The following is a 15702-nucleotide window of genomic DNA, read 5'->3' as shown; positions in this document are numbered from 1 at the left end:
CTTAGCAAGGGGAGGGTTAGGGTGGGGTATTTTGTCCCCTCCCCTTAGCAAGGGGAGGGTTAGGGTGGGGTATTTTGTCCCCTCCCCTTAGCAAGGGGAGGGTTAGGGTGGGGTATTTTGTTATTTAGAGATTTTTTTGAGATATTCACCCAGATTCAAGTAAGTATTTTCACCTGAATTTTGCCAATTTAAGTCTGAAGTTCTACCTTCTCTGATTTCATTAAGTTCAGCTAGAACTGTAGTGGGATTTACACCTGGTCTGACACTAAATAAAATATTGTTTTTATTGCATTCACCAGGTTTAGCCGCACAGATAACTCCCAAACCATTCAACTTACCGGTAGTTAAATAATCTAATCGGCCTTGTTGGTAAAATTGCTGGAATTTTTTACTTACTTGTTCACAGCGTCTTTTAGGAGTCCATTCACTACTGGGAAAAGAGTCAGATTTCCAAGCAATTATGGGTACATAAGGGTTAGGTTTTTTGTCGGGAACGAAGGCCATGGTGGTGGGAACTCTTTCCGTATTACCTTGGTAAGAAATTGAACGACAAGCAAAACTAACTTCTTGCTTGGGAATCTCTTGACTCAAACCGGGGTTAACACTCAGGGTAACTGTTAATGCGGTGAATGCTAAGACACTAGTTAATGCTGGTAGTTGCATAATGCTTGACCTTTGATTACTGAATTTTGGTGATTATGGTGCTACTTTTTTTAAACTTTATAGGTGTTGGTGAGTGAAAATATGAATTTTTCTCACGCAGAGGCGCAGAGGCGCGGAGTTTGAGACATGGAATTTTTGATTTTCATGTCTCAATTCAGCAAGGCTACTTGATACACACATAACTGATTGTATACTAATTTTTTGAAAATATTCAGCTGTTTACTTAGAAGTTAATTTTATGATACAATCCGATTTGATGGATTAACACTGTAACTATATCATGTACTATTTTATCTATCATGTACTATTGTACCCGACCCCACTGCCCTAGTCCCGAAAACCGTTTTCCCGACTCTCCAGATTCTCATACTAAGTCGGGAATATTCTGTCAAGCTTGTGGAATGCCCCTAATATTAAAGGGGAGAAAGGGACATTATCAAACTATTAAACCTCTGGGAAAAGGAGGATTTGGTGCTACTTTTCAAGCTATTGATTTAGATTCTGTGAATCAGCGTCAATGTGTAATCAAACGATTGAATATTAATGACAACCCGGAAATTGCTGACAAAATTGTTGAAGCAATCAAAGCAGCTTTTGATCGAGAAGCTCAGGCTTTAGAATTTTTAGGTGATAATAGCGGGAATATTCCCACTTTATATGATTATTTTTCCTTGACCGCTCCTGCTTTTGGTCAACAAGAAGAGCTTGAGTTTAAATATTTAGTACAACAATATATCCAAGGTGAAGATCTATCTCAGGAACTCAGAAGAAAAGGTCGTTTTTCCGAAACAGAGACTTTAGATTTTTTAAAGCAAATTTTACCGATTTTACAATTTATTCATGACCAAAATTCTATCCATCGAGATATTAAACCCAGTAATATTGTTAGAGAAACAGCAACACAAAAACTATTTTTAATTGATTTTGGAGCGGTGAAACAAGTTGTTTCTGGTGAAACAAATATAAAAAAATCTGTACCTATTTTTACAAAAGTGTACGCTTCTCCTGAACAAAGACCTGAAGAAGGAAGAATAGGAGAAATTTATCCGTCTAGTGATTTATATAGTTTGGCTGTTACTTGTCTGGAGTTACTCACAGGTACAACTCCTGTTGATTACCTTGACAATAATTACCGAAATTGGCGACAACAAGCTAGTATAATTATTAGCCCTTCTCTAGCTAATATTTTAGATAAAATGCTCAAGATTACCCCTAGACACCGGTTTCAATCAGCAGCAGAAGTTATGACGGCTGTAAATGAATCTCAAATAACCACACAACCAGATCATTCAGTCAATAATAATAATAATACAAAGCCCATCAATAAACCATCTCACAATTTAAAATTTTTACTCATAAAATCGGCTTTTTTAATAACTTTAATAACTATTGGTGTGATGGGTATTAATATTTATTTGCAACCACCAATTAAAGTAGTAGAATATGCAAAAGCTGGAGTTAAATTTAAATATCCTAAAAATTGGCAAGAAACGCCAGCCATAGATAAATTAACGCGAATTGTCCCGAAAAATACGATTTCATCTTCTCTAACTCCAGAATTTTTTATCACTATAGATGAGTTATTCCATTCGGAAACTTTGGCAGATTATACTCAGTTTTCTATCCGACAAATTGAAGCATTAGGACAAAATGCGAAAATTATCAAATCTGGACAAATACAACTTGGTGAAACACAAGGTTATCAAGTAGTTTATGAAAGCAGAGATAATATCCACAAGGTAAATTTCCAAGAAATGCAAGTATGGATTGTTAATGGTAAAAAAGCCTATATTCTCACCTATCGCGCTGAAGATAAATCCTATCCAGAGTTTGCGAAAACTGTGGAAGACACCATAATTAAATCCTTTAGACTGGAAAAATCCACATCTGAAAAATCCACAAATCCAATCTGGTAATTAAGAGGATGTTTGAAAAGTATCAGAATTAATCGAGATCCCCCCAACCCCCCTTACAAAGGGGGGCTAAATTCCTCAAAGTCCCCCTTTTCAAGGGAGATTTAGGGGGATCAGATCCCACAGGAAAAAGTTTTCAAACAACCTCTTACTTAAACTCCAAATTCAAGGGTGTAAATGACAATTTGAGTATTGGGAATTGGGGTAATTTACGTCCTGGACGGAACCCCCAATCTCAAAACAAAAACAACCCCCAAATTTGGAGGTTGTGAATTTTTATTTGTGAAAAATCTGATGATTAAAACAAAACTGATTATTTTATGGACATAATACAAACGGAAGCTAGAAAAGCAGCGATAATGTAAAATACAGCCACTACTTGCAATTCTGACCAACCAGTTAATTCTAAATGATGATGTAAGGGTGCCATTTTAAATAATCGCTTACCTTTGCCATCTGGTCCTTTAGTCGCTTTATAATAACCAACTTGTGCCATCACAGAGAGAGTTTCCACAAAGAAGATACCGCTCAGGATAAACAGGGCTACTAAAGTATTTGTTACCAGTGCCACAGCAGCTAAAGCGCCACCCAGGGCTAAAGAACCGGTGTCACCCATGAAAACACTAGCCGGGTTGCGGTTATAGGCTAAAAAGCCTAAGCAACTACCGCTGACAGCAGCACAAAAAACCATTAAGTCGGGGGAAGTTGGCGCAATAATCACACCTAATGCGAAAATAGCGATCGCCACTGTTCCCGCTGCTAAACCATCAATCCCATCTGTTAAATTAGTAGCATTGCTCTCTGCAACCAGGACAAATCCGGCTACAGGCCAGAACAACAGTCCCAAAGGTAAGGATAAACCCAACCAAGGTAAATGGATATTAGTTATACTAAAGTCACCTTTAAACATCAACCAGACACAAAACACAGCCCCAAAGATAACTTGCAAAGCTAACTTCATCTTCGGAGAAATTCCCTTGTTAGACTTCCGACGCAAAATTTGCCAGTCGTCTATCCAACCAATGAAACCGTAGCCGAGAGTTAAAGCTGAAACCGCCAGGACATTTTCAGAAAAATCCGCCAATATACAAGCAATTATCACCGCTACAGGGATAAAAAATATACCTCCCATAGTTGGTGTTCCTGCCTTTTTGAGATGTGCCTGGGGGCCATCTTCCCGGATAATCTGCCCCGTTTTCAGCCTTTGTAACAGAGGAATCACCCACTGTCCCAGAATTGTCACACCCACAGCAGTCAATAAAAAAGGTAGGGTGAGGGAAATAGGATACCAAGGGGTTCTATGCCCCATGCTATCGAAAATCAAGGCTGTTGCACTCAGTACCAAGGCCAGCAAGGAAGCCAAGCCAATTCCCGAAAAATTCAAACTTTGGTTAGGAGATAATTTAGCGTCCACAAAAAAAATTCCCTTCACTCCACACTTTAAAAAACCTAAATAAAACCATAGAGACTGTTTTTAGCTGATAGTTCGCAGTATTTTGGGAACTAGTACAGCACCGCCTCAATAAACTAACCATTCTCAATCGCCAAAAAGCTTGCTTAATATTACTTTTGACTTTTGATTTTTGACTTTTGACTTCCGCCCTGCGGTGCTAGTCATCATCAACAGGTGTATCATCGTCATCATCATAGTCAATATCACCAATTCCGTCGTCTGCGCCCAGAAAATCGGATATTACTTCTACATCTTCCCGCGATTCGGTGTCATGGATATCACGGGCTATCAGTCGGCCACTCAGCCGCAGCCAGTCCAACATAGAGGACTCTTGTTTTAAGGGAATAACTGATGCTCGCTGGTTTCGGGGGGCTTCACGGAGGGGAGAATCTAACATATTAACAGTCACACACGGGGGTTTATATAACTAGACACTAAGAGTCTATCATACTGACTTGATACGAGTTAATTTATTCCTTCATACAGGTCTTTAACTGCTGAATCCGAATCAAAGAAAATTTTCATTTAATTACCGAACGGTAGTCAAAAAGGCATTATTCATGAATTGTATGGTTATAGACAAAGAACATTAATATTTTATTAATGCTATTTCATCATGTAAACTCTCTTGAGGCATTGGGTAATGATAGGCAAATCAACTCTTATTGATCTAATTGTTGGCACTAATCGCGGTTTATTAGCAAGTCAGCCACAACAACAAGCTATTCTAGCAGCGATCGCCAACCTAGAAGACTTTAATCCCACGCCACGACCATTAGCAGCTAGTAATTTACTAGAAGGTGACTGGCGACTACTATACACCACGAGCAAAGCCTTATTAAACATAGATCGGTTACCCTTTTGTAAACTTGGTCAAATTTACCAATGTATTCGGGTAGAAAGCAACAGTGTTTATAACATAGCTGAGATTTATGGCATTCCTTTGTTCGCAGGAGTAGTTAGCGTTGCTGCTAAATTTGAACCAGTATCCCAACAGCGTGTGCAAGTAAAATTCCAGCGTTCTATAATTGGTTTACAAAGTCTAATTGGCTATACGACACCGGGAAACTTCATCCAACAAATTGAATTAGGCAAAAAATTTACCGCTTTTGATTTTCCCATTCAAAGTGAACAACAACAAGGTTGGCTAGATATTACTTATATAGATAATGATCTCCGTATAGGTAGGGGGAACGAAGGTAGTGTTTTTGTATTAAGTAAGACATAGAACATTTTGCCAGGAGTGTTTGGGAATGAACTTACCCTATTATGGGTAGTTTGTCAAGAAGTCAAAGAGAAGATTAACAACTCATTACCCATGAAAACCCAGCAATTTGACAAATAACTTAACAAAACCACAAGCAAATACCTTGAGGTTGTAGAGTGAAAACAATCAGCCCTACTTTAACGGCAATTCATACTTCAAAAGGGAAGATCCATCATGGTTCAACGTGGTTCTAAAGTACGTGTTCTCCGCCCTGAGTCCTACTGGTTTCAGGATCTTGGTACAGTGGTTTCTGTTGACAAAAGCGGGATTAAATACCCTGTAATTGTTCGCTTTGAGAAAGTTAACTACTCTGATCTCAACACCAACAACTTTGCTGTAGATGAATTAATTGAGGTGGAAGCACCTAAACCCAAAGCTGCAGCCAAATAAATAGTCAAGCATCAAGGGGATTGTTTGATGGAATAATAGGAGGAGATATCAACGTCAACAGCTTGATCAATTTCCTCTGTTTGACCATACCTTCCCCTAAAAATATTATTTGCTTGAATGCCTGAACTGCCTGAAGTTGAAACAGTCCGCCGGGGTTTGAATCAATTAACCCTGAGTCAAGAAGTGACGGGAGGAGATGTGTTGCTGCAACGTACCATTGCCTACCCGTTTTCTGTTGATGAATTTATTGATAAAGTTAAAGGGAATACTATTGCTACCTGGCATCGTCGTGGTAAATATCTCTTGGCTGAACTTTCCTCACCTTCTCCCAGTTATTTAGGAGTTCACCTCCGCATGACCGGTCAGTTACTTTGGTTAACCCAAGATCAACCTTTACACAAACACACCAGAGTCAGGTTATTTTTTGGGGAAAAGCAAGAATTACGCTTTGTTGACCAGCGCACCTTCGGGCAAATGTGGTATGTTCCTGGTGATGTAGCTGTAGAAAGTATTATTACGGGTTTGGCAAAATTGGCAGTTGACCCCTTTTCACCAGAGTTCACTGTGGCGTATTTTGCCGATAAATTAAAAAAATCCCGTCGTCCTATTAAAACTGGATTATTAGATCAGTCAATGGTGGCAGGATTAGGTAATATTTATGCAGATGAAGCTTTATTTAAAAGTGGGATTTTACCAACTACTCTCTGTACAGAATTACAACTTCCCCAAATTGAACTTTTACGAACGGCAATTATTCAAGTTTTATCAGCGAGTATTGCGGTAGGTGGAACGACTTTTAGTAATTTCTTGAGTGTTAAAGGTGTTAACGGTAATTATGGCGGTGAAGCCTGGGTTTATAACCGCACGGGAGAACCTTGTAAGGTTTGTGGTAATGTGATCGGGCGAATTAAGTTAGGTGGGCGTTCTAGTCATTTTTGTTCTCAATGTCAAAGTTAAGTAGGGTTTGCTGAAAAAGTTGTCTGTGAGGGCAGGGAACAGGGAACAGGGAACAGGGAACAGGAAGAGAGTTTTGAGTGATTTTACGTAGGTTGGCGTTGAAAATTGTCGTTATGGCAAGGCAAGAGGCAAGAGGCAAGAGGCAAGAGTGAAGAGGGTTTAGGCGGTTTTACATCTCTTTACACAGTTTGGTTTTATTGTGTTCACCTACTTACTTTTCTTCACATACCTTTAAATTTTTCTGTTCACCTACTTACTTATTTGATTTTTGATAGCTTGCGTGGCGTAGCCATTCAAAACTCGGTACACCTTCATATTCTCAAATCCTCTTGCCTTCCTACGCAGGAAAATTCACAGAATCAAACCGGAGTCCTATAGTTAGGAATAGGAGTCAAAAGCAAGAATTATGTTGAATATTTTCTATCTATGAATGATGATTTTTTCTTTGTCTAAGTCTCAAGTTTATTTAGTAGTTATTAGTTAAAATACTGATAATCAGGGTAACAATAATCTTCAGTTCTGATAGAAATGAGAGGTTATGAATTTATTGATTTTTCTAAATAAATTTATTGACGATTTTGCATATAATCAAAATATATCTGCTAAAGGTATTAAAGCTGGATTTTTATTTCCTGTTGGCATTGGTTGAGATAAATAACCAATAAGGATTTACGAGTAAGCCTAATTATGCCTAAAAAGACGACTACTCCCCATTAACGACCTGGAGACGAGATGTATCTAGCGCATTCATTCATGAGTGATGAGAAACGGCAACAACATCAACAACATCAACAGCCTTTGATTTTAGTGGTAGAAAATCATGACGATAGTCTACTGCTGATGAGTTATACCCTTGAGTTACTTGGTTGTCAGTCTATTTGTCAAAAAGAAAGTTCAACAACAGTATTTATGGCTAAAGAACATCAACCTGATTTAATCTTATTGAATATTTTTTTACCCGGGATGAATGGACTAGATTTTATTCGGTATCTTAAGCAAGAATCATTAACTTGTCATATTCCTGTGGTGGCTATGACGGTTTTAACTGATGCTGAATATAACAAACGGATGCTTGAAGCTGGTTTTGATGATTACATCGTTAAACCTTATATGATCGAGGAGTTAGCTGCAATTATCTACCGATTTCTAGGGAGGAAATTTGAGCTATGCTCGGTTTTAGAAGTGCCACAGATTCATTAATAATCATGGGGTGATTTTAGAGAGTTTGACTCTGAATATGCTGCCTTTACCGATTTCTGAGGAAAGTTCTATTTTACCTCCGTGTGCTTCAATAATGCGGCTGCAAAGATGTAGTCCTAAACCACTACCTGATCTTTTATTTTTACCTTGACGAAAGCGCTCAAAAATAGTTTCTTGATCTTCTGATGCAATGCCATAACCTGTGTCTTGAACTTCGATGATGATGGCACTACTGCAATGATTAGCTGGGGATAAGGTTTCAAAAATGCGGATTTCTATACTGCCTGTATCTGTGAATTTGATGGCATTACCAATTAAGTTATGGAATACTCGTCTTAATTCTAAGCGATCGCCTTTAACTATGCCGCCATTATTGCCTGTTGGACTTAATTCATGGGTATCTAATTTCAAAGTTAAGTTTTTCTCCAGTGCTAAGGGATCTAATTCACTTATGACCTCGGTAGCAATTGTGGTTAAGTTGCATGATTCAAAGTAGAGATTTTTCTGTCCAGCTTCAAAGCGGTAAACTTCTAGTAATGTATTCACCATTTCCAGGAGATTTTGATTGCTGCGAATCATCACACTAATGGGTTGTTTCATTTCTGAAGGAATTTGTCCAAAGACTTCTTGCAGAAATAAATTCAGCACTCGATTAGCAGCTACTAGGGGAGTACGTAAATCATGGGTAAGACGAGAAACAAAGTCTTCTCGCTGGAGGGTCATTTTGCGTTGTTCGTCAATACTGTGCTTTAATCTTAGGAGCGATCGCACTCTGGCTAATAATTCTTCAATCTCAAAGGGTTTGCGAAGAAAATCATCAGCACCGATATCTAAACCTTCAACCACGCTAGATTCAATACGGGCTGTCAGTAGTAAAATCGGAATATAGTTGATTTCAGGATTATTCCGAATTTGTTGTGTAACTTCATAACCATTTATTCCTGGCATCATCACATCTAGGATAATTAAATCCGGTGGTGACTTAATGACTTTTTCTAAGGCTATTTTACCATCCATTGCTGAATCAATTTCATAGCCTTCGCTTTCTAAGATTGTCCGCATTAAAATCAGATTATCTGGGACATCATCAACGCACAAAATTCGGAATTCTTTCAAGTTAGACATATTTAAGTTCTTGGTAATCTACAATTTTAAGTGGGGATAATTGATTGAAGCTTTATGAGGAGAATATACAGAATGAAAAGGATTTTGATGAGGACTAAAAACTACACTCCCTAAATCTGGTGCTAAATTTATTTTTCGTGGTAATTTTATTTTAAATATTGAACCTACCCCTAACTGACTTTCGATATCTATTTTTCCTCCCATGATGTCTACCAGTGAATCAATAATAGCTAAACCTAACCCTGTACCTGAATATTTACGACCAATACCTTGATCAATTTGGTGAAATGCTGCAAAAATTTTTTGAAAATCTTGAGAAGCAATACCAATTCCTGTATCCTTCACGGTTATTATAACTTGATTTTGAGTTGTTTCTTGGATTTCTACCCAAATAGTCCCAGCCTCAGTAAACTTTACAGCATTGGAAAGTAAATTGATGACAATTTGTTGTAACCGTACTGCATCATTAAATACTAATGTATTTTCTAGGTCTATTTTAACTAGCAAAGATAAATTTTTGGCTTCAGCTAAGGGACGAATTTTTGTAACCGCATGACTCACAACTTTTGATAAATCCAATATTTCTGGCTTTAGTTCTAATTTCCCGGATTCTAGTTGAGAAAAATCCAGAATTTCATTGATTTTTAGCAGTAAATCTTTGCCATTATTGAGAATTTTCTCTACCATGTCTAGTTGTTGATTTGTCAACTGACCAAATTTGGGACGTAAGAGAATTTGTGAAAACCCAATAATTGCATTCATGGGAGTTCTTAGTTCATGGGATATGGTGGCTAAAAATAGTGATTTTAAGCTAGATATTTCTAAGAGTTTAAAGTTTTGGTATTTAATATGTTGCTGTTGTGCTGTTAATTCTTTTTGCTGTAAAACTAGCTGTTCACGACTTTCTTTAAGCTCTTGGTTTGCTAAATCTAGCCGCATTTCAGCATGATGTATACGGATGGTACTGCGTAAGATTTGAGCTATGGTTTCTGGTGATAATCTAGACTTAAGAAAATACTCACTAGCACCTAATTTCAGCAACTCTCTGGCTATTTGTTCATTGTCTGAATCTATGAAAATTACTAGCGGAACTTTAATCCCTGAAGATTGTAATTTATGGATTAATGTGAAACTATCTTGATTTGGTAAGTGATAGTTAAAAAATACGCAATCATAGTGATTATTGATGAGGGCAAAAAAGGCATGATTCCCATCTTTAACTTCATCAATTTCCATGCTAATAGCTGTTTGGGTCAGAGCTAGACTTACTATTGAGCCATTAGTCTGATCATCGTCTACAACTAAGATTTTCAGATTCTCTTCCATCGGTTTTTCTTCTGGCTGTCCAATACAGATTTATATTCAGCATTTCTATTTTTACAGTTTCTAGATTATACAAATAATGAACATGATTTTCTGGTGAATGAGCAGATTTATTTCCAGGTAAAAGAAATACTTTATCCACCTAAAAACATTGTAAATTAGTAATTCATTAACTGTCCTCACCCATTAGTGAGAGTTGCATGGAAACATTATGTACCATTGGCTTAAGTGTTTTTATCTAAATACTGGTAATAATTATCAGGTGAAAAATTATTTGCGTCACACATATAAATAAGTAGGTTGGCGTTGAAAATTGTCGTTATGGCAAGGCAAAAGGCAAGAGGCAAGAGGGTTTAGGCGATTTTACATTTCTTTACACAGTTTGGTTTTATTGTGTTCACCTACTTACGTTTTTAGCGTAGATATCAGGGTTAGAAGTTTTTTTGGTGTCTGATAGCATAGTGTGATAATAGTAATACTCGCATATTCGCTAACTGCTGTGTTGAATCCATAGTAAATTTCGTAATAGTACCATAACTGTAATTTTTCTGATTTGTCTCAATAATTTCATTTGTTTTGCGGGAAATATCTATATATCTTTAGCTAGATTTTTACAGCTATGAAAATTCAAAAATCAATTATTTACTATTCCTATTGATAGATGTTCATTGTTTCACAGATCATATATGCTGGGGGATGGATAAATTAAATACAATTCTTAAATAACTAATCCGCTTTTTGCTATTGGTAATACTTCCTTCAGAAGTAATCTGAATTATCATGGGTGTAATAATGAGTGACATTAGCATTCTATTAATTGAAGATCATGATTTAACGCGCATGGGACTCAAAACTGAATTGCAGTTGCATGGCGGTTTTAAGGTGGTAGGTGAGGCGGCTAGTGCGAATCTGGGGCTAAAACTGCTAGAAACAACTAAACCGGATGTGGCTGTGATAGATATCGGTTTACCCGATATGGATGGGATTGAACTGACGCGCAAGTTTAGACGTTATCAGACGGAAACAGGACAATCGCAGACCAAAATATTGATTTTGACGATGAATAATTCAGAAAATGTGGTTTTGGCAGCCTTTGCCGCCGGCGCAGATTCTTATTATATGAAGGATACAAGTGTTAATAAATTTATTGAGGCTGTACAAGCAACTTTTCATGGTAACTCTTGGATTGATCCGGCGATCGCTAATATAGTATTACGGAAAATGCGCCAAGGTGTCCCCGGTGATCATCAATCATTTGATAAGCCGAAAACTGTCAAAATTGAAGCCCTAGAAACAGAATATGAACAAGTTTTAGAAACTTACCCCCTCACCCAACGGGAACTGGAAATTCTGGCATTGATTGTGGCTGGTTGCAGCAATGGACAAATCGCCGAGAAGTTATATATTACTGTAGGTACGGTCAAAACTCATGTTCGCAATATTTTAAATAAACTCTGTGCTGATGATCGTACCCAAGCAGCAGTTCGGGCTTTACGTTCCGGTTTGGTGGTTTAGGAAAGGAGTCATGAGGTAGGGGCGCAGGGCCTGCGCCCAGTCAGGAGTATGGCTAACGCCACGCTGCGCTATCAGGAATTCAGGAGTATGGCTAACGCCACGCTGCGCTATCAGGAGTATGGCTAACGCCACGCTGCGCTATCAGGAGTTCAGGAGGAAGAAGGAAGAAGAAAATTACCACTGACCAATGACTAATGACCAATTACCCTTTCTTGCAAACATTCTGCAATCCGTTGTGCTGCACCTGCACGTCCCATGCGTTGAATGCCATTTTCAGCGATCGCATGGAGGATGTCAGGATTTTTGAGGAGAGATTGGATAGCTGGGAGAACTTGTGATGGTTGGTTGACGAGGGTGAGGGATATGCCTAAAAGCCGACTTTGGGCTTCTGCAAAACCGGGGTTATATTGAGGACCATTACCAGGGATAGCGATCGCAGGTTTTCCCAAACCAATGAATTGTTCCGTTGCTGTTCCAGCCATAGCGATCGCCACATCACCTAAATACAAGCAGTCATTATAGGCTTGTTGGGTCAAGATGAAGTAAGAATTTTTTTGTTGAAAAGTCAAACTGTCGGGGTCAGAAATTGGTAAAGGAGATTGATCACACCGTCGCCAACCTTGGATATGTAAACTTTGTGATAAAATACTACAATCTAGACCAGGCGCGATCGCCCCTAAAAAAATCATCGTCCCCGCAGCCCCAAATAAAGAATCTGGTCGTCGTAAACTAGCCATCAGTGCTGATACAGCAATCATGATGATTTCCCAATTATTGTAAGCTTCCGGCGCACGAGAACCGGGCAAAAGAGTCACAACAAAAGGACGAATCACCTCTTCGAGTTCAGCATCAGGACGATAGAACTGTTGTGCAGTCAAACTTGTCTGTAACCCATCCATCATGGGATTCCCCACATCTACAGCGGGAATTGACCATTTTTTGAGAATTTCCGTAGTCAGAGAATCTCTAGGAAACACCGCCCGACAACGACCACGACTCATCAACCACCTTTCCCAAGGATGGTAAATCGAACCAGAAAAATTTTCCCACCATGCGGACCTTGATTTCCTGGGTAACAATCCCATTGCGTCACGCACATAATATTCTGATTTAGCCGTCCCCACAAAAGCATAATCAGCACCACTCATCGCTGCAAACAGCAAAGGAACAATATCCCCTACAGCGAGAACAGCCTTTTGATTACCTAACTTAGTTTGTGAACTTACCCAACGGCGGATAGATTGAATTTGATTAAGAGTCAACTGCACCAACCCCCCGCCAACATCACGCATTAATTCACGGCTATCCATATAAATAAAACCACCAGAAGGCATAGTTCGCACTTTACCAATCAGAGAAATATCTATTTTTTGATAAGCACGTCCTTCACCCACTATTGGTAAAGCAAAAATATCTGGTGGAGAAGATAATTGTTGTAAAGCCTGAATAATCCGCACAGCAATCATATCTTCCCCATGACCATTGCTTAAAACTAATAACTGTAATGCAGAATTGATCATTTTTCTAAATGCTAGGGGTCAGGAGGTAAGTAGGTTGGTGTTGAAAATTGTCGTTATGGCAAGGCAAAAGGCACTCATGCAAGAGGCAAGAGTGAAGAGGGTTTGGGCGATTTTACATTTCTTTACACAGTTTGGTTTTATTGTGTTCACCTACTTAGAATTATTGAAAATAGCTTTTGCATATTCCCAGGATTGCCATATCCGGGGTTCAGAAGCTTGATGATTTTTTTGGCGTTGCTGAATCGAGGTATGAAATTTCCAAATTGAACCTTTAAAAATCTTACCTTTGCGTCTTTGCTACGGCAGTCGCTCATGGGGGAAACCCCCAAGACCGCGCTGCCTCGCCTTTGCGTGAGACTAAAATTCATACCCTTAATCAGCAACGCCATTTTTTTATCTGCATTTTTAACCCTTGACTCCACTCCCCGTATCAGTAGGGACAATATATTTTTGTAAAAACAAAAATAATACTAACACTGGAGTAATAGAAATTACTGAACCAGCAGCCACTAACCGCCAATCTAAGGAAAATGTTCCCGCTAACTTAGCTACCCCCAATGGCAGAGTATATAAACTTTCATCCTGAATGACAATTAAAGGCCACAGGAAGTCACTCCAAGCACCAATAAAGACAAAGATAGCCAAAGTAATTAAGGCTGGGCGAATGGCAGGTAGCATTACGCACCACCATAATCCTAACTCAGAACTGCCATCTAAGCGAGCCGCTTCCTCAATTTCTTTTGGCACACTTATCAAAGCTTGTCGGAGTAAAAATATACCAAAAGCAGATGCTAAACTCGGAAAAATTATCCCTAAGTAACTATTTCGCAATCCTAGTTGCACTGTTAAAATATATAAAGGAATCATGACAATTTGGAAGGGAATCATAATTGTGGACACAATGGCAATAAAAATCCCATTTCTGCCCACAAATGATAGTCTAGCCAAGGGGTAAGCCGCTAAGGAACAAAATAACAAATTTAAACCAACTGTTAATACTGATACTAATATACTATTGTATAAATAAGTTCCAAAAGGTAGAGATTGCCAAACTCTGGAGAAGTTTTCTAATGTTGGTTGATTGGGTAATAATTGGGGTGGTGACTGCCAGATATTTTCCGTTGGTGATTTTAAGGCTGTACTGATCAGCCATAATAATGGAAATAGCATCACCAGGGCGATCGCTCCTAGTATGCCATAAATAACTAAGGTTTGAGTGCGAGAGTTTTTAAAAGTCATTATCTTGATAAAAATGATTAAACATGAAAGTAATTAACCTAATAATACAAAAAAATAACTAAATTTTGCGATATGATCAAATCGAAATTTTCAAAACAAGTAATATTTTCATGAAACTAGTTCTGAAAATAGCGGCATTTGTGACCATAATTATTTTTGTTAGTGTTAGCTTAGTCTCTATTCACAAAATTTCCCAAAGTCAGCCAACACAAACCCCTCAAATCAGGACAGACTGTATAACTAACTCCGACATACCTTGTCATAGCCCAACAACATCTGTAGATACACAATTTATTCCCAATCAGCAATTAGATGATCAACAGCGTTTCTTAGCAGTAATCGCCAAAAAAATCCCCACAATTCCCCAAATTGATACTTTTGAATATACTTTACTGCGTACTTATGGGACAGTATTTATTAATCAAAAGCCAGGAATTAACCTACCACAAAAAGTGATTTTAGATAACGAATCAGCAACCCAATCTTTTCAGGATGCAATTAATATAGCTTTAGTAAATGACACACAAGAATGTTATTTACAAAAAACAGCCGCCACCGCTTTAAATCAAGCCAAAAGTTTAGCAACCATTCCTTTAAAATCAGGTTACGCTGGAGATTGTCTTCGCAATTTTGCCACCAATTTAAGATTTTGGAACAAATACGCAAATAGCGAAACATTAGCACAAGTAAAAGCCGGAAAAGAAACAAAAATTCTCGGATTAGTTGCCCCCCCTGGCACATCACAACATCTGTGGGGATTAGCAATTGATTTACAAGTATCAACATCAGCCCAAAGACAGGCTTTAAATGAAAACGGCTGGTTTCAAACTGTAGTTAGTGATCTTCCCCATTGGACTTATTTAGGCTGGAGTGAAGATGATTTACCCAAATTTGGATTACAACAAAAAATTGTCCAAGGAATCAAATATTGGGTAACACCCATTTAACAGGAGTTCAGGAGGTAGGGGCGCAGGGCCTGCGCCCATTCAGAAGTATGGCTAACGCCACGCTACGCTATCAGAAGAATGAAGAATGAAGAATGAAGAATGAAGAATGAAGAATGAAGAATGAAATTTCTCCCCTACTTCCCCTACTCCCCCCACTTCCCTTACTTCCCCTACTCCCCCTACCTCCCCT

At 38.4% G+C, this 15702-nt stretch carries 15 protein-coding genes; 7 read left to right on the top strand and 8 right to left on the bottom strand.

From position 1 onward, the window contains the following. Positions 1–120: 120 nt before the first annotated feature. Positions 121–663 carry a COP23 domain-containing protein gene (locus FJR37_RS01800; RefSeq protein WP_168465133.1) on the bottom strand — a complete coding sequence of 181 codons (543 nt, stop codon included), beginning with the start codon at positions 661–663 and terminating at the stop codon, positions 121–123. A 299-nt stretch (positions 664–962) separates the two neighbouring features. Between FJR37_RS01800 and FJR37_RS01795 the strand changes: the two genes are divergently transcribed. After that, the gene (locus tag FJR37_RS01795; RefSeq protein ID WP_254434482.1) at positions 963–2579 is read left to right on the top strand and encodes a serine/threonine-protein kinase; all 1617 of its coding nucleotides are present in this window, start codon (positions 963–965) and stop codon (positions 2577–2579) included. Between the two features lie 310 nt (positions 2580–2889). Here FJR37_RS01795 and mraY read toward each other — a convergent pair whose 3' ends face one another. Continuing rightward, positions 2890–3990, bottom strand: a complete 1101-nt coding sequence (gene mraY, locus FJR37_RS01790; RefSeq protein WP_168465132.1) for a phospho-N-acetylmuramoyl-pentapeptide-transferase — start codon at positions 3988–3990, stop codon at positions 2890–2892. A 196-nt stretch (positions 3991–4186) separates the two neighbouring features. Continuing rightward, the gene (locus FJR37_RS01785) at positions 4187–4426 is read right to left on the bottom strand and encodes a DUF3134 domain-containing protein (RefSeq protein ID WP_168465131.1); all 240 of its coding nucleotides are present in this window, start codon (positions 4424–4426) and stop codon (positions 4187–4189) included. 246 nt (positions 4427–4672) lie between these two features. Between FJR37_RS01785 and FJR37_RS01780 the strand changes: the two genes are divergently transcribed. The 4 genes from FJR37_RS01780 (at position 4673) to FJR37_RS01765 (ending at position 7843) form a co-directional block, all read left to right on the top strand. Next, positions 4673–5257, top strand: a complete 585-nt coding sequence (locus FJR37_RS01780; RefSeq protein WP_027400976.1) for a PAP/fibrillin family protein — start codon at positions 4673–4675, stop codon at positions 5255–5257. A gap of 213 nt (positions 5258–5470) precedes the next feature. Beyond that, positions 5471–5686, top strand: coding sequence for a photosystem I reaction center subunit IV (locus FJR37_RS01775; RefSeq protein ID WP_168465130.1), 216 nt, complete (start codon positions 5471–5473; stop codon positions 5684–5686). Between the two features lie 117 nt (positions 5687–5803). Next, positions 5804–6643 (top strand): DNA-formamidopyrimidine glycosylase, encoded by an 840-nt coding sequence (locus tag FJR37_RS01770; RefSeq protein WP_039204975.1) that lies wholly within the window; start codon positions 5804–5806, stop codon positions 6641–6643. Positions 6644–7375: 732 nt separating this feature from the next. Further along, positions 7376–7843 (top strand): PleD family two-component system response regulator, encoded by a 468-nt coding sequence (locus tag FJR37_RS01765; RefSeq protein ID WP_039203561.1) that lies wholly within the window; start codon positions 7376–7378, stop codon positions 7841–7843. A gap of 3 nt (positions 7844–7846) precedes the next feature. Here FJR37_RS01765 and FJR37_RS01760 read toward each other — a convergent pair whose 3' ends face one another. Genes FJR37_RS01760 through FJR37_RS01750 form a run of 3 tightly spaced genes read right to left on the bottom strand, consistent with a single transcriptional unit; the run spans position 7847 to position 10433 of the window. Beyond that, positions 7847–8968: a hybrid sensor histidine kinase/response regulator gene (locus FJR37_RS01760; protein ID WP_039203558.1), complete on the bottom strand. Its 1122-nt coding sequence runs from the start codon at positions 8966–8968 to the stop codon at positions 7847–7849. A gap of 18 nt (positions 8969–8986) precedes the next feature. Next, complete coding sequence (locus FJR37_RS01755; RefSeq protein WP_039203557.1) at positions 8987–10294, bottom strand: hybrid sensor histidine kinase/response regulator; 1308 nt, start codon at positions 10292–10294, stop codon at positions 8987–8989. Continuing rightward, positions 10257–10433, bottom strand: a complete 177-nt coding sequence (locus tag FJR37_RS01750; protein WP_160290022.1) for a hypothetical protein — start codon at positions 10431–10433, stop codon at positions 10257–10259. The genes FJR37_RS01755 and FJR37_RS01750 overlap by 38 nt, the downstream gene beginning before the upstream one ends. 650 nt (positions 10434–11083) lie before the next feature. Here FJR37_RS01750 and FJR37_RS01745 point away from each other — a divergent pair. After that, on the top strand, positions 11084–11806 hold the full coding sequence (locus FJR37_RS01745) for a response regulator transcription factor (protein WP_039203565.1): 723 nt from the start codon (positions 11084–11086) through the stop codon (positions 11804–11806). Between the two features lie 191 nt (positions 11807–11997). Here the strand turns inward: FJR37_RS01745 and FJR37_RS01740 are convergent, their stop codons facing one another. After that, positions 11998–13326 (bottom strand): lipid-A-disaccharide synthase-related protein, encoded by a 1329-nt coding sequence (locus FJR37_RS01740; RefSeq protein ID WP_168465129.1) that lies wholly within the window; start codon positions 13324–13326, stop codon positions 11998–12000. Positions 13327–13731: 405 nt separating this feature from the next. After that, positions 13732–14565: a carbohydrate ABC transporter permease gene (locus FJR37_RS01735; protein WP_039203551.1), complete on the bottom strand. Its 834-nt coding sequence runs from the start codon at positions 14563–14565 to the stop codon at positions 13732–13734. 110 nt (positions 14566–14675) lie between these two features. Here FJR37_RS01735 and FJR37_RS01730 point away from each other — a divergent pair, with 110 nt between their 5' ends. Further along, the gene (locus FJR37_RS01730; protein ID WP_168465128.1) at positions 14676–15512 is read left to right on the top strand and encodes a D-alanyl-D-alanine carboxypeptidase family protein; all 837 of its coding nucleotides are present in this window, start codon (positions 14676–14678) and stop codon (positions 15510–15512) included. Positions 15513–15702 lie beyond the last annotated feature (190 nt).

The sequence above is a fragment of the Aphanizomenon sp. UHCC 0183 genome (assembly GCF_009712065.1).
Lineage (GTDB): Bacteria > Cyanobacteriota > Cyanobacteriia > Cyanobacteriales > Nostocaceae > Dolichospermum > Dolichospermum heterosporum.
Note: the sequence above shows the minus strand (reverse complement) of the source record. Positions and strands in the feature narration are given on the sequence as shown.